Source organism: Paraburkholderia sp. Tr-20389, from assembly GCF_017104565.1.
Lineage (GTDB): Bacteria > Pseudomonadota > Gammaproteobacteria > Burkholderiales > Burkholderiaceae > Paraburkholderia.
This window is the reverse complement of the sequence record NZ_JAAGPD010000072.1, coordinates 12,823-32,011: the sequence shown is the minus strand read 5'-3', so window position 1 is coordinate 32,011 and position 19,189 is coordinate 12,823. Positions and strand designations below refer to the sequence as shown.

Genomic DNA, 19,189 nt, shown 5'->3' with positions numbered 1-19,189 from the left:
CATTCGATCATCCAACGGAGGAGACATGCCGCACGACGCGACACCAGCCGGATCGACGACGCAAACCGATTACACCGCCTTCGAAGGCACGCGGCCCGTCAGCGAACGGCAGCGCATCGACATCGATGCGTTGTCCGCATGGCTCGCGCAACATGTCGACGGCTACGCTGGACCGCTGACGCTCGAACAGTTCGCGGGCGGCCAGTCGAATCCCACCTTCAAGCTGGTCACGCCGACGCGCGCCTATGTGATGCGCGCGAAACCCGGTCCGTCCGCGAGACTGCTGCCGTCCGCACACGCGATCGAACGCGAGTATCGCGTGATGCACGCGCTGCGCGACACCGATGTGCCCGTCGCGACGATGCTCGCGCTGTGCGAAGACGAAAGCGTGATCGGCCGCGCGTTCTATGTGATGGCGTTCGTCCAGGGCCGCGTGCTGTGGGACCCGTCGCTGCCCGGCATGACGTCCGCACAGCGCGCCGCGATCTACGACGAGATGAACCGCGTGATCGCCGCATTGCATACCGTCGATGTCGACAAGGCCGGGCTTGCGGACTATGGCAAGCCCGGCAACTACTTCGCGCGACAGATCGGCAGATGGAGCAAGCAGTGTCAGGCTTCGGAAACGGAGCCGATCGATGCGATGCATCGACTGATCGACTGGCTGCCGCAGCATATGCCTGCCGACACGGGCGAGCGTGCGTCCGTCGTGCATGGCGATTACCGGCTCGACAATCTGATCTTTCATCCGCACGAACCACGCGTGCTCGCCGTGCTCGACTGGGAACTGTCGACGCTTGGCGATCCCCTCGCCGACTTCGCGTATCACTGCATGGCATGGCACGTCGATCCCGCGCAGTTTCGCGGCATTGCGGGTCTCGACTGGCGCGCGCTCGGCATTCCCGACGAGGCACAGTACGTGCAACGCTACTGCGAGCGCACCGGCCTGACGATCCGCGGCGACTGGAACTTCTACCTCGCGTACAACATGTTCCGCATTGCTGCGATTCTGCAAGGGATCATGAAACGCGTCGTCGACGGCACGGCAGCGAGCGAGCAGGCGCTCGACGCGGGACGCCGGGCGCGTCCGATGGCCGAACTCGCGTGGCGCTACGCGCAGAAAGTGCGTTGATTGACCGGGCGACGCTGCGACACATTCATGTTGTAGAACAGATTCGATGTCATCCACGAGGGCAAGATGAATTTCGACTACACCCCGAAGGTTCAGGCATTGCGCGACAAGCTGCTCGCCTTCTTCGACGAGCACATCTATCCGAACGAACAGGCCTTTTCCGCCGAAGTGGCGCGCAACCGTCAGGCTGGCAATGCGTGGGTGCCGACGGAGCTGATCGAAAGCCTGAAACAGCAGGCGCGCGAGGCCGGTCTCTGGAATCTGTTTCTGCCCGATTCGGAGCGCGGTGCGGGTTTGACGAATCTCGAATACGCGCCGCTGTGCGAAATCATGGGCCGCGTGCCTTGGGCGCCCGAGGTGTTCAACTGCAGCGCGCCCGACACCGGCAACATGGAAACCATCGAGCGCTATGGCAGCGAAGAGAACAGGCGCGAATGGCTGGAGCCGCTGTTGCAAGGCCAGATCCGTTCGGCGTTTTTGATGACCGAGCCGGAAGTCGCTTCATCCGATGCGACCAACATCCGGACGAGTATCGTGCGCGACGGCGATTCGTATGTGATCAACGGCCACAAGTGGTGGTCGTCGGGCGCGGGCGATCCGCGCTGCAAGCTGCTGATCGTGATGGGCAAGACGGATCCTGACGCGCCGCGTCATCAACAGCAATCGATGATCCTCGTGCCTGCCGACGCGACGGGCATTACCGTGCATCGTCCGCTGACGGTGTTCGGTTATGACGACGCGCCGCATGGTCATATGGAGATCACGCTCGACGATGTGCGCGTGCCTGCCGCGAACATGCTGCTGGGCGAAGGACGCGGGTTTGAAATCGCGCAGGGGCGATTGGGGCCGGGGCGTATCCATCATTGCATGCGGTTGATCGGGCTTGCTGAGCGCGCCCTTGAACTGATGTCGAAGCGTGCTTTGCAGCGGGTTGCGTTCGGGAAGCCGCTCGCGGCGCAGACCGTTACTCAGGAGCGTATTGCCGAGGCGCGTTGTTTGATCGAGCAGGCGCGGCTGTTGACGCTGAAGACCGCTTACATGATGGACACTGTCGGCAATAAGGGCGCGCGCGGTGAGATCGCGATGATCAAGGTTGTGGCGCCTAATATGGCTTGCACCGTGATCGATTGGGCGATTCAGGCGCATGGCGCTGCGGGTTTGTGCGAGGACTTTCCGCTCGCTTATGCGTATACCACCGCGCGGTGGTTGCGGTTTGCTGATGGGCCTGATGAGGTTCATCGCAATGCCATCGCGAAGATTGAGCTGGGCAAGTATGCCCAGCAGGCTGATTGAGGTTTGGTTTGCCGTTTGGGGGTGTTTGTCGTCGGCCCGTCAGCAGGGTTTGGTGAACTGTGGTGTAATTTTTTTCTGTTGTCTGCGACGCAGTTGCCATTCTGGTTTTTTTGCTGGCGAGCGCCTTTTTTTCGCTGGCATCCGCGTTTTGCCTTCGTGCTTCAGGCGTTGCCCCTGTGCGGGGCGGCACTTACTTTCTTTGCCGCCGCAAAGAAAGTAAGCAAAGAAAGCGGGCTCACACCGCCAATCCTAGTTGTTGCCTGCGGGCCCCCAACCGGTCCCGCACTCCACCCGGCATCGCGCTATTTCCCGCCCGTTGCCAACGCTCTTTGATTCGCATCACCCATTTCACTTTCCCGCGTCACGGCCCGCGTTACCAGACGTCCACGGCCGCCCAGGTGGCAAACTGTGTGTAGGCCATCGCACCGTATGCGTTCGCGCTCCTACGACACCGATCCCGCTTTTCAGTCCGGAGTGGTGCACGTCGATTGCGACGGCCTACACACAGTTTGCCACCTGGGCGTCGCAGGCGAGTCGCTGCCGCTGGCTGTCTGCGGGTGATTGGAGTGGGTGATGCGGCTGTTCAAGGCGCTGGCAACGGGCGCAAAACAAAGTGTTGCCGTGTGAAGTGCGGGACCCGTTGGGGGCCCGCAGGCAAGAACATGGGCTGGCGGTGTTAGCCCGCTTTCTTTGCTTACTTTCTTTGCGGCGGCAAAGAAAGTAAGTGCCGCCCCGCACAGGGGCAACACTAGCAAACCAGAAGCAAACCGCGGAGGCCACCGAAACCGCGGAGCGGAAACTCAACAAAGGCGAAGCCCGCGCCGAGAAGGCAAGAATGGCGACTACGTCGCAGACATAAACCAAAGGAGCACACCAATGATCGACGTCTACAGCTGGGCCACCCCGAACGGCCACAAAATCCACATCATGCTCGAGGAAACAGGCCTCGACTACAAAGCACACCCCATCAACATCGGCGCCGGCGACCAGTTCGCCAAGGACTTCCTGGCGATTAGCCCCAACAACAAAATCCCCGCCATCGTCGACAGCGACGGCCCAAAGCGCCCAGACGGTGCGCCGTTCTCGCTGTTCGAATCCGGCGCGATCCTGATCTACCTCGCGGAGAAGACGGGCAAATTCCTGCCCACGGACCCCGCCGCGCGTTACGAAACGCTGCAATGGCTGATGTTCCAGATGGGCGGCATCGGTCCGATGCTCGGCCAGACTCACCACTTCCGCATCTACGCGCCGCAGCCGATCGAATACGCGATCAACCGCTATACGAACGAAGCCAAACGCCTCTACGGCGTGATGGATACGCAACTCGGCAAGACGCGCTATCTGGCAGGCAACGACTATACGATCGCCGATATCGCAACGTTCCCGTGGACCCGCTCGTGGCAAAACCAGGGCCTGCAGATCGACGAATTTCCGAACGTGAAGCGCTGGCACGAAGAGATCGCCGCGCGCCCCGCCGTGCAACGCGGTGTCGAAGTGCTGGCGTCGGCGCGTGTGCCGCTGATGGACGACAAGGCGAAGGAAGTGTTGTTCGGCGCGACGCAGTACGCGAAGCACTGAGCATCTGCATTGCACGGCGCGCAGACGCTTCGACGCGGCTAGAAATAGTGCCGCGTAATGAACTCCGCGACACACACTGCGCGCTCGCTGCCCTGCCGCTCGAGCGTCACATTCCACGCGATCTGCACGCCGCCCTCCTCGACGTCCGTCACGCCCGCGACAGCGAAGCTCGCGCGCAACTGCGAGCCGACGGGCACGGGCGCCGTGAAGCGCACACGATTCAGCCCATAGTTGACGCCCATGCGCTGCTCGAAGCGGAATGTGTCGATGAGCAGTGCAGGGATCAACGACAGCGTCAGAAAACCATGCGCGATCGGTCCGCCGAACGGCGATTCCCGTTTCGCGCGTTCGGGGTCGACATGGATCCACTGATGATCGCCCGTCGCCACAGCAAAACGATCGACGCTCGCCTGATCGACCTCGACCCAATCGCTCACGCGCGGCAACTGGCCGACGAGCGCACGCACGTCGTCAGCCGAACCGAGCGTCAGTTCGGGCGTCATACAGCGGATCCCGGATGACGCAAGCCGAAGAGCGACTTCGATCGCACGGTGATCACCAGTTCGCCATGCTGATTGAATCCCCGCCATTCCGTCGACACGATGCCGCGATCCGGCTTGCTCGCCGATACGCGCCTGTCGAGCACGCTGTTGGTCATGCGGATCGTGTCGCCGACACGTACGGGTTTCAGCCAGCGCAGATCGTCGATGCCGGGCGACCCCATCGACGTCGACCCCGCGAGCACGTTACGCACGAGCATGCCCATCATCACCGAGCACGTATGCCACCCGCTCGCGATCAGCGTGCCGTAGGGCGACGCGGCTGCGCCTGCATCGCTCACGTGGAAAGGCTGCGGATCGAACTGCTCCGCGAACCGAATGATCTCGTCGCGCGTGAACGTGTGCGAGCCGACCTCGTGTGTCGTGCCGACTTCCATATCCTCGTAAGCCAAATCCATCTTTTACCTCGTTTGCATGTGTTGGCGGGCGCTCACGCGTCGGCCGTTGCGAATCCCGGCAGCGCGGCAAAGCGCGCAAGGTGATGATCGACATCGCCGAGCGTGGTTTCGATGATAGCGAGACGCTTGAACAGATGCGCGGCCGCGACCTCGTTCGTCACGCCCATGCCACCGTGCAGTTGCACTGCCTGCTGGCCGACGAAGCGCGCGGCTTGCCCCACGCGCACCTTGGCAGCCGATACCGCGCGCCGGCGCTCGTCGGTGTCTTCGCTGGCGTAGCGCACGGCCGCGAGATACGTGGCCGAACGCGCCTGCTCGGCATGAATCAGCATCTCGACCATCCGATGCTGCAGCGCCTGGAAGCGCGCAATCGGCACGCCGAATTGCTGGCGGGTCTTCGTGTATTCGACGGTCGCATGATTCAGCGCATCGAGCGCGCCGACCGCTTCCGAACACAGCAATACGATGCCGTAGTCGGCGATATGTTCCAGCGCTGCCGCGCCCGCATGTGCGCCGTTCAGCTTGCGTGCCGGCGTCGCGTTGAATGCGAGCGTCGCGGCACGCTGGCCGTCGATCGTCCGGTAATCCGCGATCTGCGCGTTCGCCGCATCGCGTGCGACCACGAACAGCGCGATCTCTCCGTCGAGGCGCGCGGGCACGATCCAGTAGTCGGCCTGCGCGCCATGCAGCACGACCGATTTCGCTCCGCTCAACGCATAGCCGTCGCCCTGACGCGTCGCCGTTGTGTCGATGGAAAACAGGTCGTAGCGCGCGTCCGGTTCATGAAACGCGACGGCCAGCCTGATCTCGCCTTGCGCCGCACGCTCGAGCAACGCGGCATCGTCGCCCTCGCCCGTGCCTGAGAGCTTCAGCGCCTCGATCCCAACGGCCGTCGACCAGTACGGCTCGACGACCAGCGCGCGTCCCAGCTCCTGCATCACGACCAGCATGTCGACCGTGCCGCCGTCGAAACCGCCCTGCGCTTCGGGCACGGGCAACGCGGTCAGGCCGAGTTCGGTGAATGCCGACCAATGTTCGTTCGATACACCTGCTTCCGAGCGCACGATCGCCTGGCGCGCTTCGAACGCGTAATGTTTGTCGAGATAGCGGCGCAGCGCGTCGGCGAATTGCTGCTGTTCGTCGGTGAAATTGAAGTTCATGCGCCGCTCCTCACAGTCCGAGAATCATCTGCGCGATGATGTTCTTTTGAATTTCGTTCGAGCCGCCGTAGATCGACGTCTTGCGGTAGTTGAAGTAGTACGCGGCAAGCGGCGCGGCATCGTCGTCGCCGGTGATGCTGTGCGCCCGTTCGCTCTCCAGGAACGGCGCGTCGAATGGCGCCGCGAGCGGGCCGACCGCTTCGAACATCAGCTCGGTCAACCCTTGCTGCACTTCCGTGCCCTTGATCTTCAACATCGACGCCTCCGGTCCCGGCCCGCGTCCGCCCGCCTCGTTCGCGACGACACGCTGCACCGTCACTTCGAGCGCCATCAATTCGATTTCGAGACTCGCGACTTTTGCGCCGAAGAGCGGATCGTGCAACAACGGCTTGCCGTTCTTCTTCTGATTCAGCGCGAGTTGCTTGAGAAACGCGAGTTCGCGCTTCGACTGTCCAACGCGCGCGATGCCCGTCCGTTCGTGGCCCAGCAGATACTTCGCGTAAGTCCAGCCGCGATTCTCGTCGCCGACGAGGTTTTCGACCGGCACCTTCACGTCCTCGAAGAACACTTCGTTGACTTCGTGATCCTCGTCGAGCGTGATGATGGGCCGCACGGTGATGCCGGGCGTCTTCATGTCGATCAGCAGGAATGAAATGCCTTCCTGCTTTTTCGCGCCGCTGTCGGTGCGCACGAGACAGAACATCATGTCGGCGTGCTGGCCGAGCGTCGTCCAGGTCTTCTGACCGTTGACGACATAGTGGTCGCCGACACGTTCGGCACGCGTGCGCAGCGATGCGAGGTCCGAACCCGAGCCCGGCTCGGAATAGCCCTGGCACCACCAGTCGGTGCCGTCGAGAATGCGCGGCAGATAGTGCCGCTTCTGCGCTTCGCTGCCGTATTTCATCAGCACGGGCGCGACCATCGAGACGCCGAACGGCAATACGGCCGGCGCGCCGAGACGGGCGCACTCCTCGTCCCAGATATGACGCTGCGTCGCGTTCCAGTCCGGGCCGCCGTACTCCGCTGGCCATGCAGGCGCCGACCAGCCGCGCTTGCCGAGCAGAGCGTGCCAGTTCGCGTAGTCATCGCGATTCAGACGTTTGTGATTGAGGACTTTGTCGCGCAGCGCATCAGGAAGATTCGCTTCGAGCCAGGCGCGAATGTCGGCGCGGAATGCGTCGTCGGAGGGGGAATAATTCAGATCCATGCGCAGTGTCTCCTGGCCGCGGCCTTGCGCCGCCAGGAGCACTGCAAGCGATGGCTTATTGCAGCGGCTCTTTCAGTGCGGCGGGCACAGGCAGCGGCATCACGTCGATGCCTTCTTCGACGAGGGCTCGCGCATCTTCCGGCGTGGTCACACCCCGGATGCTGCGAGCGGGCGCTTCATTGTAGTGAATGCGCCGCGCTTCCTCGGCGAAGCGGTCGCCCACGTTCTCCGTCTTCTCCAGCACCTCGCGCAGCGCGCGCATCACGTGCGCCTGCAGTTCGCCAACGTCCGCAGCCGCCTTTTCCTTCGACGCGCTCGTGGCACCCGACAGATTCAGGCGTGGCGCCGACGGCAAACGGCTCACTTCCGTTGCACCGCAAATGGGACATGCAACCAGTTTGCGGGACAACTGCGACTCGAAGTCATCGGCGGAAGCGAACCAGCCTTCGAACCGATGATCGTGCGGACACTGTAGATCGAGGACCTTCATGTGGAATCAGGGCTTGCGTACGAGTTTATCGCAAAAACGAAATTTGTGAACGGTCGTTCGCTAAATGTCTGTGCTTTTTGGCGAAGCGAACAGCACGCCGGCGAACGGCAGCCAGTCATTCTAGCGCTTTGGCGCAAGACGCGCCGACGCTCGAATGACTGCGCCCCAGCGAACCCCGCAAAGAGAAACGGCAGCGCGAGGCCGCCGTTTTCAGTTCGCCGCCGAACGCCGCGTCAGTGCTTGTCAGCCTGCTTCCGGCGCATTCTCCGGCCATGCACCCGACAGCAGCTTTTCGAGCCAGAACGTACCGATGATCGTCTTCACGTCGCTCAGTTGGCCCGTGCGCACCCATTCGGAAACATCCGACAGCTTCGCGATGAACGTCTCAAGAAATTCGCCGTCGTCGAGTTTGCGCTCGCCCGCCGTCAGGCCACGCGCGACGTAAATATCGATGAACTCGGTCGAGTAGGAAATGATGGGATGAACGCGCGTCAGGTAGATGTATTCGCGCGCCGTGTAGCCCGTTTCTTCGAGCAGCTCGCGCTTCGCGCACGTCAGCGAATCTTCGTTCGGATCGAGCTTGCCCGCCGGGTACTCGTACATCACCTTGCCCATCGCGTAGCGATACTGGCTTTCCATCAGCACGCGGCCGTCGTCGAAGAGCGGAATCACCATCACGGCGCCGGGATGCTTCACGTACTCGCGCGTCGCCTGCTTGCCGTCGGGCAAGCGCACCGTGTCGTATTTGACCGTCATGAACGGCCCCTGGTAAGCGACTTCGCTTGTGATGCAGGTCTCTTTGAGTGCAGCGTCGTGATCGGGAAGTTCTGCCATGTGCGACCCCTTTGCAGCAAAGGGCGCGACGGCCGAAACCATCAGCGCCGTTTGACGAGATATTGAAACGTGAAGCCCGGGAAGGCGAAAACGATGAACAGGCTGAACGTGATCGCGTAGAACTGCCAGCCCTGCTCGAAGCGGTTGCCGGCGCGCGCTTCGAGCATGAAGCCGAGCGCGCCGACGATGAAATACAGCACGATCAGTTCGCCGATCCTGATCCACGCGCTTTTCCTGACGGCCCGCAAAGGCACGACACCGAACACGCGCTGGTTCAGGAACGGCAGGTTGGCGCCGACGAGCGCCAACAGCACGATGAACCACCCCGCTGCCGACATTACAGCGGCAGAGTATGCGAAATAGCGTTCAGGCAGATCGACATCAGCGGGCCCGGAACGATACCGAGCACCAGCACGGCCACGCCGTTGAGCGCGAGCAGCGTGCGCTTGCAGGCATCGCCGACGATCGGCGTCGTGTCGACGGGATCGTCGAAGTACATCAGCTTGACGATACGCAGGTAGTAGAACGCGCCGAACAGCGACGTGATCACGGCCAGCACGGCCAGCCACGTGAGACCGGCGTTCATCGTCGCTTCGAGAACGGCCAGCTTCGCGTAGAAGCCGACTGCCGGCGGGATGCCCGCGAGCGAGAACATCATCACCATCATCACGAACGCGAACACCGGGCTGCGCTGGTTGAGACCCTTGAAGTCGTCGAGCGTTTCGGCTTCGAACTCGCGGCGCGCGAGCAGCATCACGACGCCGAACGAGCCGAGCGTGGTGATCAGATAGACGATGCTGTAGAACATCGCCGAACCGTACGCGCTCGCAGCCGCGCCCGTCTTACCGTCCACCACGCCGGCGAGCAGGCCGAGCAGCACGAAGCCCATGTTCGAGATGGCCGAGTAAGCCAGCATGCGCTTGACGTTGCGCTGAACGATACCCGTGATGTTGCCGACGATCAGCGACAGCGCGGCCAGAATAACCAGCATTTCCTGCCAGTCGACGGCGAGCGGCAGCAGGCCCATCACCAGGAAGCGCAGCCCCCATGCAAACGCAGCGACCTTCGGACCGCCGCCGACGATCAACGTCATGGCAGTCGGTGCGCCTTGATACACGTCGGGCACCCACATATGGAACGGCACCGCGCCCATCTTGAACGCGATACCCGCGACGATGAAGATCACGCCGAACAGCAGCACGACGTCGTTGATGTGGCCCGACGCGACGGCCTTCAGCACTTCGTTCAGTTCGAGCGAGCCCGTCGCGCCGTAAAGCATCGAGATGCCGTACAGCAGGAAGCCCGAAGCCAGCGCGCCCAGTACGTAGTACTTCATCGCGGCTTCGTTCGACGGCGCGTTTTCGCGGCGCAGCGCGATCGCGGCGTACAGCGACAGCGACATCAGTTCCAGACCGAGATACAGCGTCAGGAAGTTGTTGCCCGAGATCATCACCAGCTGGCCCAGCAGCGAGAACATGCCGAGCAGGAAGAAGTTGCCTTCGTAGAGGCCGCGGTCTTCCAGATACTTGCGCGAGTACACGATCGTCACTGCGTAGCCCAGCGATACGACCGCCTTCATCACGTTGGCGAACGGATCCACCACGTACATGCGCGAGAAGAAGTACTGCGGCCCGGCGCCCGGCGTGAAGGCATCGATGGCGAACCAGATGCCGGCCACGACCGTGGAAAGCAGCGCGATGAAATACGTCGTGCGGCGGCTGTTCGGGCCAACGAACGTGTCGATGAGCCACGCGACGACGATAGCGGCCATCACCAGCGCGTCGGGTAACAAGGCGGTCATAGGTGCGTTTTGCATGATCTTTAAATTCCTCCGCTTCGCATTACTGCGGTAGCGGCAGCTTCGACTGCGCAACGTGGGACAGGAGATTTTCCACCGACACGTGCATTACTTCGGTAAAGGGCTTCGGATAGATGCCCATATACAGCGTCAACAACGCAAGCACCGCAAGCATGAAGAACTCGCGGCGATTGATGTCGACGAGGCTTTTCACGTGATCGTTCACAACCGCGCCGAAGTACACGCGCTTGTACATCCACAACGTATAGGCCGCGCCGAGAATCAGCGTCACGGCCGCGCCGAACGCGATCCAGAAGTTGTACTGGACAGCGGCCAGAATCACCATGAACTCGCCGACGAAACCCGACGTGCCCGGCAGGCCGCAGTTCGCCATCGAGAACAGCATCACGAGCGCCGCGAACTTCGGCATCGTGTTGACGACGCCGCCGTAGTCGGCGATCTGACGCGAGTGCATACGGTCATACAGCACGCCGATGCAAAGGAACATCGCGCCCGACACGAAGCCGTGCGAGATCATCTGCACGATCGCGCCTTCCGTGCCCAGCTGGTTGAAGATGAAGAAGCCGAGCGTGACAAAGCCCATGTGCGCGATTGACGAATACGCGACCAGCTTCTTCATGTCCGCCTGCACCATCGCGACGAGGCCGATGTAGACAACGGCGATCAGCGACAGCGTAATCACGACGGGCGCGAGGAAGTGACTTGCGTCCGGCGCGATAGGCAGCGAGAAACGCAGGAAACCGTACGCGCCGAGCTTCAGCATGATGGCCGCCAGCACGACCGAGCCGCCCGTCGGCGCTTCCACGTGCGCGTCCGGCAGCCACGTGTGGACGGGCCACATCGGCACTTTGACGGCGAACGCGAGGAAGAACGCGATGAAGAGCAGCACCTGCGGCGTCATCGACAGCTTCGCGGCATGCCACGCGGCCAGATCGAACGTGCCCGTCTGCGTGTACAGATACAGCAGCCCGACCAGCATCAGCAGCGAGCCCATCAGCGTGTACAGGAAGAACTTGAATGCCGCGTACACGCGGTTCGCCCCGCCCCACACGCCGATGATGATGTACATCGGGATCAGCGTCGCTTCGAAGAACACGTAGAACAGCATGCCGTCGGCTGCGCTGAACACGCCGACCATGATGCCCGACAGGATGAGGAACGCCGCCAGGTACTGCGCGACGTTCTTCGTGATCACTTCCCATGCGGCGATCACGACGATCACCGTGATCAGCGCCGTCAGCACGACGAACCACATCGCGATACCGTCGACGCCGAGGTGGTACGTGATGTTGAAGCGCTCGATCCAGTTGGCCTTTTCTTCGAACTGCAATGCTGCCGTACTCGTGTCGAAATCCGTGATAAGCGGAATCGTCACGATGAAACTCAACACCGACCCGATCAGCGCAATCCATCGCGCCGGACCGGGATTGCGATCTGAACCGATGGCCAGAACCACCAGGCCGAAAATAATCGGCATCCAGATCGCGATACTCAGAATCGGAAACGTCGTGTGCATGAGAAATGTCTCCAGCCTGTTCTTATTTACCGCCGAGCGTTACAAACAGGGTCAAGAGCCCCAGCATGCCGATGATCATGGCGAATGCGTAGTGGTAGATGTAACCCGATTGCAGGAAACGGATCACGCTCGCAAACCAGCCGATGAAGCGCGCGCTACCGTTGACAATGCCGTCGATGACCACGACGTCGCCTTCCTTCCACAGGCCGCGGCCGATGGCCACGGCGCCGCGTGCGAACACGACTTCGTTGATCTTGTCCATGTAGTACTTGTTATCCAGCAGCGTGTAGATCGGACCGAAACCACGCTTGATGACGGCGGGCAGATCCGGACGCTTGAGGTACAGGAACCACGCCACCACCACACCCGCCAGCGCCAGCCACACGGGCAGACCCGACGCAGCGTGCAGGCCCATCGAGGCCCAGCCCTGGAATTCTTCCGCCATCTCGTGCAGTGCCGGATGGTTTTCGCCGATGAAGATCACCTTCTCGAACGCGACGCCGTGCTGGAAGAAATCGCCGTACAGCATCGGGCCGACCGCGATCGCGCCGATCACGATGGACGGAATCGCCAGCAGCACCAGCGGCAGCCAGACGACCCAAGGCGTTTCATGCGGCTCGTGAGCGTGGTGATCGTCATGACCGTGGCCGTGATCGTCGTGACCATGGCCGTGACCGTGTGCAGCCGCTTCCGCGCCCATCGGCGAGTCGGGATGCTTCGGACCGCGGAAGCGCTCTTCACCGTGGAACACGAGGAAGTACATGCGGAACGAGTACAGCGCCGTCACGAACACGCTCGCGACAACCGCGAAGTACGCGAAGCCCGAACCCGGCAGATGCGACAGCTTCACCGCGTCGATGATCGAATCTTTCGAGTAGAAGCCCGAGAAGAACGGTGTACCGATCAACGCCAGCGAACCGATCAGCGACGTGATCCACGTGATGGGCATGTACTTGCGCAGGCCGCCCATGTTGCGCATGTCCTGATCGTGGTGCATGCCGATGATCACCGAACCCGCACCGAGGAACAGCAGTGCCTTGAAGAACGCGTGCGTCATCAGGTGGAACACGGCGACCGGATAGGCCGACACGCCGAGCGCGACCGTCATGTAGCCGAGCTGCGACAGCGTGGAGTAAGCGACGACACGCTTGATGTCGTTCTGGACGATGCCGAGGAAGCCCATGAACAGCGCGGTGATTGCGCCGATCACCGTGATGAACGACAGCGCCGCGTCCGACAGTTCGAACAGCGGCGACATGCGCGTCACCATGAAGATACCTGCCGTCACCATCGTTGCCGCGTGAATCAGTGCGGAGATCGGCGTCGGGCCTTCCATCGAGTCGGGCAGCCACACGTGCAGCGGGAACTGCGCCGACTTACCCATCGCGCCGATGAACAGGCAGATACACGCGACTGTCAGCAGGCCCCAGTCGGTGCCCGGGAACGACAGCGATGCCAGTTCGTGGCTCTTCGCGAACACGTCGCCGTAGTTCATCGAACCGCCGTACGCGAGGATCAGACCAATGCCGAGAATGAAGCCGAAGTCGCCCACGCGGTTGACGAGGAACGCCTTCATGTTTGCGTAGATCGCGCTCTCACGCTTGAAGTAGAAGCCGATCAGCAGGTACGACACGAGACCCACCGCTTCCCAGCCGAAGAACAGCTGCAGGAAGTTGTTGCTCATCACGAGCATCAGCATCGAGAACGTGAACAGCGAGATGTACGAGAAGAAGCGCTGGTAGCCCGTTTCTTCGTCGGCCATGTAACCGATCGTGTAGACGTGCACCATCAGCGACACGAAGGTCACGACGCACATCATCATCGCCGTCAGCGTGTCGACGAGGAAGCCGACTTCGAACTTCACCTTGCCGACCGTCATCCATTCGTAGACGGTGGCGTTGAAGCTGCCGCCGTTCAGCACGTCGAGGAAGACGATGCACGAAAGAACGAACGAAATCGCAACGCCGAGGATCGTGACCGAGTGCGCACCGGCGCGCCCGATCGCATTGCCGAACAGCCCCGCGATCAGCGAGCCGGCCAGCGGTGCAAGCGCAACCGCCAGCAACAGGTTTTCATTGAGTGTCATTGACATAACAGCCTGTGCCTGAAGTTAACCTTTGAGCTGATCGAGATCCTCGACATTGATCGTGTCGAGGCTACGGAACAGGGTCACCAGAATTGCAAGACCGATCGCCGCTTCTGCTGCTGCAACCGTCAGCACGAAGAAGACAAAGATCTGGCCATGCACATCGCCGAGATAATGCGAGAACGCGACGAAGTTCGTGTTGACCGCCAGCAGCATCAGCTCGATCGCCATCAGGATGATGATGACGTTGCGACGGTTCAGGAAAATGCCAACGATGCTGATCGCGAACAGGATCGCGCCGAGCACGAGGTAATGGGCAAGGGACAACATGTTTTTCTCTCCTCCTGACGTCAGCTGTTCTTGCCGGCGCCAGCGTCGCCGGTAATGGCTTCAGGTTCGGCCGGATGTTCCTTTTCGGCAGCCATCTTGACCATGCGCACGCGGTCTTCGCGGCGCACCTTGACCTGATCCGACACGCGCTGGCGCTTGCTGTCCTTGCCGTGACGCGTGGTCAGCGCAATCGCTGCGATGATCGCGACGAGCAGCACGAGGCCGGCCACTTCGAACGCGAAGATGTAGTCGGTGTAGATGATCTTGCCGATCAGACGTGTGTTCGACCAGTCGGCTGCACCTGCTACGGCGGCCGTCGTGTCGCGCACGGGCTGAACCGTCGCGCCGTAGCCGTGCCACAGGATCAGCGCGGTTTCGATCACGATGATCGCGCCCACCACGGTCGCCATCGGCACGAAACGCTTGAAGTCGCGTCGCAGCACGTCGAGATTGATGTCCAGCATCATCACGACGAACAGGAACAGCACCATCACCGCGCCGACATACACCAGCACCAGCAGGATCGCGAGGAATTCCGCCTGCAGCAGCATCCAGATCGCGGCCGCGTTGAAGAACGCGAGCACGAGGAACAACGCGGACGACACCGGGTTGCGCGAAGTGATCACCTTCAGCCCTGACACCGTCAGGAGTAACGCGAAGATGTAGAACAGTACGGTCGTGAAGTCCATGATTACCGATTCATCGTTAGGCCATCGTCAGGCTTGGTGCCCAGGCGCGCGTCGCGTTCTGCATGATGTTGCTTGACGCGGCGCCGGAGCGGTCTGGCTGCGCCGCGCGGTCTCATGCCTGTCAGACCGCGCGGCGTCGAACTGCTGTATCAACCGAATCAGCGATACGGCGCGTCGGCTGCCTTGTTCGCAGCGATTTCCGCTTCGTAACGGTCGCCGACTGCCAGCAGCATGTCCTTCGTGAAGTACAGGTCGCCGCGCTTTTCGCCGTGATATTCGAGGATGTGCGTTTCGACGATCGAGTCGACCGGGCAGCTCTCTTCGCAGAAACCGCAGAAGATGCACTTGGTCAGGTCGATGTCGTAGCGCGTCGTGCGGCGCGTGTTGTCCGCGCGCGTTTCCGATTCGATCGTGATCGCGAGCGCCGGGCACACTGCTTCGCACAGCTTGCACGCGATGCAGCGCTCTTCGCCGTTCTCATAGCGGCGCAGTGCATGCAGGCCGCGGAAACGCGGCGAGATCGGCGTCTTCTCTTCCGGGAACTGCACGGTGATCTTGCGCTGGAACGTGTAGCGTCCCGTCAGCGCGAGGCCCTTGAGCAGCTCGGTCAGAAAGAAGGTTTTAAAGAAGTTTTGGATTGCGGTCATGGTTCGTCCGCCCTTTAGTTCCAGATATTCAACGGCGACATGATCCAGAAGCCGACCACCACGACCCAGATCACAGTGACAGGCAGGAACACCTTCCAGCCCAGACGCATGATCTGGTCATAGCGGTAGCGCGGGAACGTCGCACGCACCCAGATGAATACCGACAGCAGGAAGAAGACTTTCAGGACCAGCCAGAAAATGCCCGGGATGAACGACAGGAATTCGAACGGTGCGCTCCAGCCGCCCAGGAACAGGATCGATGCCAGCGCCGAGATCACGATCATGTTGATGTACTCGGCCAGGAAGAACAGCGCGAACGCCATACCCGAGTAATCGATCATGTGACCCGCGACGATTTCCGACTCGCCTTCCACCACGTCGAACGGGTGGCGGTTCGTTTCAGCGATGCCCGACACGAAGTAGACGACGAAGGCCGGCAGCAACGGCAGCCAGTTCCACGACAGGAACGTCACGCCATGGCTCGCGAAGATGCCGCGCATCTGCGAACCGACGATGTCCGACAGGTTCATCGTGCCCGCCGTCATCATCACGACGACCAGCGCGAAGCCCATCGACACTTCGTACGACACCATCTGTGCCGCCGCGCGCATCGCACCCAGGAACGCGTATTTCGAGTTCGACGCCCAGCCCGCCAGAATCACGCCGTACACGCCGACCGACGAGATCGAGATCGCGTACAGCAGACCCGCGTTGATGTCGCCGAGCACCGCGCCCGCCTGGAACGGAATCACCGCCCAGACCGCGAAAGCGGGGACCACCACCATCACTGGCGCAACCAGATAAACCCAGCGGCTTGCCTGGGTCGGCTGAATCACTTCTTTCAGCAGCAGCTTGAGCACGTCGGCGATCGGCTGCAGCAGACCTGCGGGGCCGACTCGGTTCGGGCCGAGACGAACGTGCATCCAGCCGATCAGCTTACGTTCCCACAGGATCAGATAAGCGACGCACAGCAGGATCGCGACGGCCACCACGAGAATGCGCACGAGGGCCCAAACGGTGGGCCATGCCACGCCGAGAATCTGAGCGCCGCCCGCGTTGATCGATTCGAACAAGGTCATTTACGCCTTCTCCACCACCAGTTCACCGAACAGGCTGCCCAGCGCTGCACCGGCAGACGTAGCCGCCGACACGCGGACGACCGTCTCCGCAAGATTCGCATCACGCACGGCCGGAGCCTGCACCGAGCGATCGCCCTGACGAACGCGCACCGCGTCGCCTTCCTTCAAACCCAGCTGGTCGAACAATGCGGCCGGCAGACCGACCGAATTGGCGGCCCGCGCCGCTGCCGTCAGATGCAGCGACTCAGCGCGGCGCACGAGCTGATCGGCGTGGTAGATCGGCACATCGGCGATGCGCTCGAACGTGCCTTGCGCGGCCTTCGCGGCGCTGCTGCGCGCAACGGCCACCGACGTGCTGTTCGACAGACGCGGCGTGAGGTCGCCGTCGCCGAGTGCCGCGATGCGCACCTGTTCCGCCGTGTCGAAGTCGAAGCCCGACGCGCCGAGCAGGTTGCCCAGCACGCGCAGCACCTTCCATGCGGGACGCGTATCGCCGAGCGGACGCACGACGCCGTTGAACATCTGCACCGTGCCTTCCGCGTTGACGAACGTGCCGGACGTTTCGGTGTACGGCGCGATCGGCAGCAGCACGTCGGCATACTCGGCGCCCGTCTGGAACGGCGACAGTACGACGACCATTTCCGCCTGGTTCAGCGCGGCCAGCGCCTGCGCCGGGTTGGCCGTATCGAATTCAGGTTCGAGGTTCAGCAGCACGTAACCCTTGCGCGGCTGTTCGAACACTTCGCGAGCGTTCAGACCGCCCTCGCCCGGCAATGCGTTGACGAGATGCGCGCCCACCGTGTTCGCTGCTTCCGTCAGGAAGCCGAGCGTCGCGCCCGTGGTTTGTGCGATCCACTGAGCCGCTGCGTGAATGCGCGTGAACTCCGGATGCTGGACCGCGCCGTTGCCGAGCAGCACGACACGCGTTTCGCCTGCACCGAGCGCGGCAGCCGTCTGCTTTGCGGCATCCGAGGCCGTTGCGCCGGCGAACGCTTCAGGCAGTGCAACGCCCTTCGCTTCCGACACGGCAGCCGCGATGCCGGCCAGCTCGTCGAGCCATGCCGACGGTGCTGCAGCGATGCGCGCGGCTTGCGGGATCAGCGCGTCGTCGCGCGTGGCCTGCAGCAGCGTGATCTTCGCGCCGCCCTTCGCTGCCTGACGCAGACGCGCGGCGAACAGCGGATGGTCGCGACGCAGCGACGAACCGATCACCAGCGCGCTGTCGAGCATCGACAGATTCGCGATCGACGTGCCGAGCCACGGCGTACCGTTCACAGTTGCCGCGAAGTCCGACTGACGCAGACGGAAATCGACGTTCGGCGTGCCGACAGCCTGAGCGATCTGCTTGAGCAGGAACAGTTCTTCGACCGTGCTGTGCGCGCTGCCGAGAGCGGCGATCGCGTTCGCGCCGTGGTCGTCCTTGATGCCCTTCAGACCCTTGACGACGTATTCGAGCGCCGTCTGCCAGTCCGTCTCGATCCACTTGCCGCCCTGCTTGAGCATCGGGCGCGTCAGACGTTCCGGGCTGTTGAGACCTTCGTACGAGAAGCGGTCCTTGTCCGAAATCCAGCATTCGTTGATGGATTCGTTTTCGAACGGCAGAACGCGCATCACGCGGTTGTTCTTCACCTGCACCACGAGGTTTGCGCCGACGGAATCGTGCGGGCTCACCGACTTGCGGCGCGACAGCTCCCACGTACGGGCGCTGTAGCGGAACGGCTTGCTGGTCAGCGCGCCGACCGGGCACAGATCGATCATGTTGCCCGACAGTTCCGAATCCACGGTCTTGCCGACGAACGACGTGATTTCCGAATGTTCGCCGCGACCCAGCATGCCGAGTTCCATCACGCCGGCGATTTCTTCGCCGAAGCGCACGCAGCGCGTGCAGTGAATGCAGCGCGACATCTCTTCCATCGAGATCAGCGGGCCCACGTTCTTGTGGAACACCACACGCTTCTCTTCGCTGTAACGCGACGACGACTTGCCGTAACCGACGGCCAGATCCTGCAACTGGCATTCGCCGCCCTGGTCGCAGATCGGGCAATCGAGCGGGTGATTGATCAGCAGGAATTCCATCACCGACTGCTGGCCCTTCACCGCCTTTTCCGACTGCGTGCGCACGATCATGCCCGCCGACACCGGCGTTGCGCATGCAGGCACGGCCTTCGGCATCTTCTCGACATCGACGAGACACATCCGGCAGTTGGCCGCAATCGACAGCTTCTTGTGATAGCAGAAGTGAGGGATATAGGTATCGACCTTATGCGCAGCCTGAATGATCATGCTGCCTTCGGCCACCTCTACTTTCTTGCCGTCTATTTCAAGTTCAACCATGATGGTCAATCTTCCTTAACCTGTTACCGCTCAATCG

Annotated in this window: 18 protein-coding genes; 3 read left to right on the top strand and 15 right to left on the bottom strand. The window is 62.0% G+C overall.

Translation table 11 applies throughout. The features are described 5' to 3' along the window. Positions 1–25: 25 nt before the first annotated feature. The 3 genes from G3N95_RS38075 (at position 26) to G3N95_RS38065 (ending at position 4,003) form a co-directional block, all read left to right on the top strand. Positions 26–1,132, top strand: a complete 1,107-nt coding sequence (locus tag G3N95_RS38075) for a phosphotransferase (protein WP_205975234.1) — start codon at positions 26–28, stop codon at positions 1,130–1,132. A gap of 66 nt (positions 1,133–1,198) precedes the next feature. Continuing rightward, complete coding sequence (locus tag G3N95_RS38070; protein WP_205975233.1) at positions 1,199–2,425, top strand: acyl-CoA dehydrogenase family protein; 1,227 nt, start codon at positions 1,199–1,201, stop codon at positions 2,423–2,425. Between the two features lie 876 nt (positions 2,426–3,301). Further along, positions 3,302–4,003: a glutathione binding-like protein gene (locus tag G3N95_RS38065; RefSeq protein ID WP_205975232.1), complete on the top strand. Its 702-nt coding sequence runs from the start codon at positions 3,302–3,304 to the stop codon at positions 4,001–4,003. A 38-nt stretch (positions 4,004–4,041) separates the two neighbouring features. On the opposite strand, the gene G3N95_RS38060 is transcribed toward G3N95_RS38065, so the two are convergent. The 15 genes from G3N95_RS38060 to nuoG form a co-directional block, all read right to left on the bottom strand. Next, a complete protein-coding gene (locus G3N95_RS38060) occupies positions 4,042–4,506 on the bottom strand; it encodes a MaoC family dehydratase (RefSeq protein ID WP_205975231.1) in 465 nt (154 codons plus the stop codon). Then, the gene (locus G3N95_RS38055; protein WP_205975230.1) at positions 4,503–4,961 is read right to left on the bottom strand and encodes a MaoC family dehydratase; all 459 of its coding nucleotides are present in this window, start codon (positions 4,959–4,961) and stop codon (positions 4,503–4,505) included. The genes G3N95_RS38060 and G3N95_RS38055 overlap by 4 nt, the downstream gene beginning before the upstream one ends. Positions 4,962–4,993: 32 nt before the next feature. Next, positions 4,994–6,121, bottom strand: a complete 1,128-nt coding sequence (locus G3N95_RS38050) for an acyl-CoA dehydrogenase (RefSeq protein ID WP_205975229.1) — start codon at positions 6,119–6,121, stop codon at positions 4,994–4,996. Between the two features lie 10 nt (positions 6,122–6,131). Further along, complete coding sequence (locus G3N95_RS38045; RefSeq protein ID WP_205975228.1) at positions 6,132–7,328, bottom strand: acyl-CoA dehydrogenase family protein; 1,197 nt, start codon at positions 7,326–7,328, stop codon at positions 6,132–6,134. A 55-nt stretch (positions 7,329–7,383) separates the two neighbouring features. Beyond that, positions 7,384–7,818, bottom strand: a complete 435-nt coding sequence (locus tag G3N95_RS38040; RefSeq protein ID WP_036003848.1) for a DUF1178 family protein — start codon at positions 7,816–7,818, stop codon at positions 7,384–7,386. A 243-nt stretch (positions 7,819–8,061) separates the two neighbouring features. After that, a complete protein-coding gene (locus G3N95_RS38035) occupies positions 8,062–8,652 on the bottom strand; it encodes an NUDIX hydrolase (RefSeq protein ID WP_205975227.1) in 591 nt (196 codons plus the stop codon). A gap of 41 nt (positions 8,653–8,693) precedes the next feature. Then, positions 8,694–8,990, bottom strand: coding sequence for a DUF2818 family protein (locus G3N95_RS38030; protein WP_205975226.1), 297 nt, complete (start codon positions 8,988–8,990; stop codon positions 8,694–8,696). Next, on the bottom strand, positions 8,990–10,468 hold the full coding sequence (gene nuoN / locus G3N95_RS38025; protein ID WP_205975225.1) for an NADH-quinone oxidoreductase subunit NuoN: 1,479 nt from the start codon (positions 10,466–10,468) through the stop codon (positions 8,990–8,992). Before nuoN ends, G3N95_RS38030 begins: the two co-directional genes overlap by 1 nt. Before the next feature lie 25 nt (positions 10,469–10,493). Next, positions 10,494–11,987 (bottom strand): NADH-quinone oxidoreductase subunit M, encoded by a 1,494-nt coding sequence (locus G3N95_RS38020; RefSeq protein WP_205975224.1) that lies wholly within the window; start codon positions 11,985–11,987, stop codon positions 10,494–10,496. 22 nt (positions 11,988–12,009) lie between these two features. Further along, positions 12,010–14,079 (bottom strand): NADH-quinone oxidoreductase subunit L, encoded by a 2,070-nt coding sequence (gene nuoL / locus G3N95_RS38015; protein WP_205975223.1) that lies wholly within the window; start codon positions 14,077–14,079, stop codon positions 12,010–12,012. Positions 14,080–14,097: 18 nt separating this feature from the next. Next, a complete protein-coding gene (gene nuoK / locus G3N95_RS38010; RefSeq protein ID WP_007588140.1) occupies positions 14,098–14,403 on the bottom strand; it encodes an NADH-quinone oxidoreductase subunit NuoK in 306 nt (101 codons plus the stop codon). Between the two features lie 20 nt (positions 14,404–14,423). Further along, positions 14,424–15,092, bottom strand: coding sequence for an NADH-quinone oxidoreductase subunit J (locus tag G3N95_RS38005; RefSeq protein WP_205975222.1), 669 nt, complete (start codon positions 15,090–15,092; stop codon positions 14,424–14,426). 158 nt (positions 15,093–15,250) lie between these two features. After that, positions 15,251–15,739 (bottom strand): NADH-quinone oxidoreductase subunit NuoI, encoded by a 489-nt coding sequence (gene nuoI / locus G3N95_RS38000; RefSeq protein WP_012401389.1) that lies wholly within the window; start codon positions 15,737–15,739, stop codon positions 15,251–15,253. A 14-nt stretch (positions 15,740–15,753) separates the two neighbouring features. Further along, positions 15,754–16,818: an NADH-quinone oxidoreductase subunit NuoH gene (gene nuoH, locus G3N95_RS37995; protein ID WP_205975221.1), complete on the bottom strand. Its 1,065-nt coding sequence runs from the start codon at positions 16,816–16,818 to the stop codon at positions 15,754–15,756. Further along, positions 16,819–19,152, bottom strand: coding sequence for an NADH-quinone oxidoreductase subunit NuoG (gene nuoG, locus G3N95_RS37990; protein ID WP_205975220.1), 2,334 nt, complete (start codon positions 19,150–19,152; stop codon positions 16,819–16,821). Positions 19,153–19,189 lie beyond the last annotated feature (37 nt).

What these genes read in the sequence shown, in the direction of transcription:
- G3N95_RS38075 (WP_205975234.1), top strand. Translation starts at nt 26, where the DNA reads ATGCCGCACGACGCGACACCAGCCGGATCGACGACGCAAACCGATTAC.
- G3N95_RS38070 (WP_205975233.1), top strand. Translation starts at nt 1,199, where the DNA reads ATGAATTTCGACTACACCCCGAAGGTTCAGGCATTGCGCGACAAGCTG.
- G3N95_RS38065 (WP_205975232.1), top strand. Translation starts at nt 3,302, where the DNA reads ATGATCGACGTCTACAGCTGGGCCACCCCGAACGGCCACAAAATCCAC.
- G3N95_RS38060 (WP_205975231.1), bottom strand. Translation starts at nt 4,506, where the DNA reads ATGACGCCCGAACTGACGCTCGGTTCGGCTGACGACGTGCGTGCGCTC.
- G3N95_RS38055 (WP_205975230.1), bottom strand. Translation starts at nt 4,961, where the DNA reads ATGGATTTGGCTTACGAGGATATGGAAGTCGGCACGACACACGAGGTC.
- G3N95_RS38050 (WP_205975229.1), bottom strand. Translation starts at nt 6,121, where the DNA reads ATGAACTTCAATTTCACCGACGAACAGCAGCAATTCGCCGACGCGCTG.
- G3N95_RS38045 (WP_205975228.1), bottom strand. Translation starts at nt 7,328, where the DNA reads ATGGATCTGAATTATTCCCCCTCCGACGACGCATTCCGCGCCGACATT.
- G3N95_RS38040 (WP_036003848.1), bottom strand. Translation starts at nt 7,818, where the DNA reads ATGAAGGTCCTCGATCTACAGTGTCCGCACGATCATCGGTTCGAAGGC.
- G3N95_RS38035 (WP_205975227.1), bottom strand. Translation starts at nt 8,652, where the DNA reads ATGGCAGAACTTCCCGATCACGACGCTGCACTCAAAGAGACCTGCATC.
- G3N95_RS38030 (WP_205975226.1), bottom strand. Translation starts at nt 8,990, where the DNA reads ATGTCGGCAGCGGGGTGGTTCATCGTGCTGTTGGCGCTCGTCGGCGCC.
- nuoN (WP_205975225.1), bottom strand. Translation starts at nt 10,468, where the DNA reads ATGCAAAACGCACCTATGACCGCCTTGTTACCCGACGCGCTGGTGATG.
- G3N95_RS38020 (WP_205975224.1), bottom strand. Translation starts at nt 11,987, where the DNA reads ATGCACACGACGTTTCCGATTCTGAGTATCGCGATCTGGATGCCGATT.
- nuoL (WP_205975223.1), bottom strand. Translation starts at nt 14,079, where the DNA reads ATGTCAATGACACTCAATGAAAACCTGTTGCTGGCGGTTGCGCTTGCA.
- nuoK (WP_007588140.1), bottom strand. Translation starts at nt 14,403, where the DNA reads ATGTTGTCCCTTGCCCATTACCTCGTGCTCGGCGCGATCCTGTTCGCG.
- G3N95_RS38005 (WP_205975222.1), bottom strand. Translation starts at nt 15,092, where the DNA reads ATGGACTTCACGACCGTACTGTTCTACATCTTCGCGTTACTCCTGACG.
- nuoI (WP_012401389.1), bottom strand. Translation starts at nt 15,739, where the DNA reads ATGACCGCAATCCAAAACTTCTTTAAAACCTTCTTTCTGACCGAGCTG.
- nuoH (WP_205975221.1), bottom strand. Translation starts at nt 16,818, where the DNA reads ATGACCTTGTTCGAATCGATCAACGCGGGCGGCGCTCAGATTCTCGGC.
- nuoG (WP_205975220.1), bottom strand. Translation starts at nt 19,152, where the DNA reads ATGGTTGAACTTGAAATAGACGGCAAGAAAGTAGAGGTGGCCGAAGGC.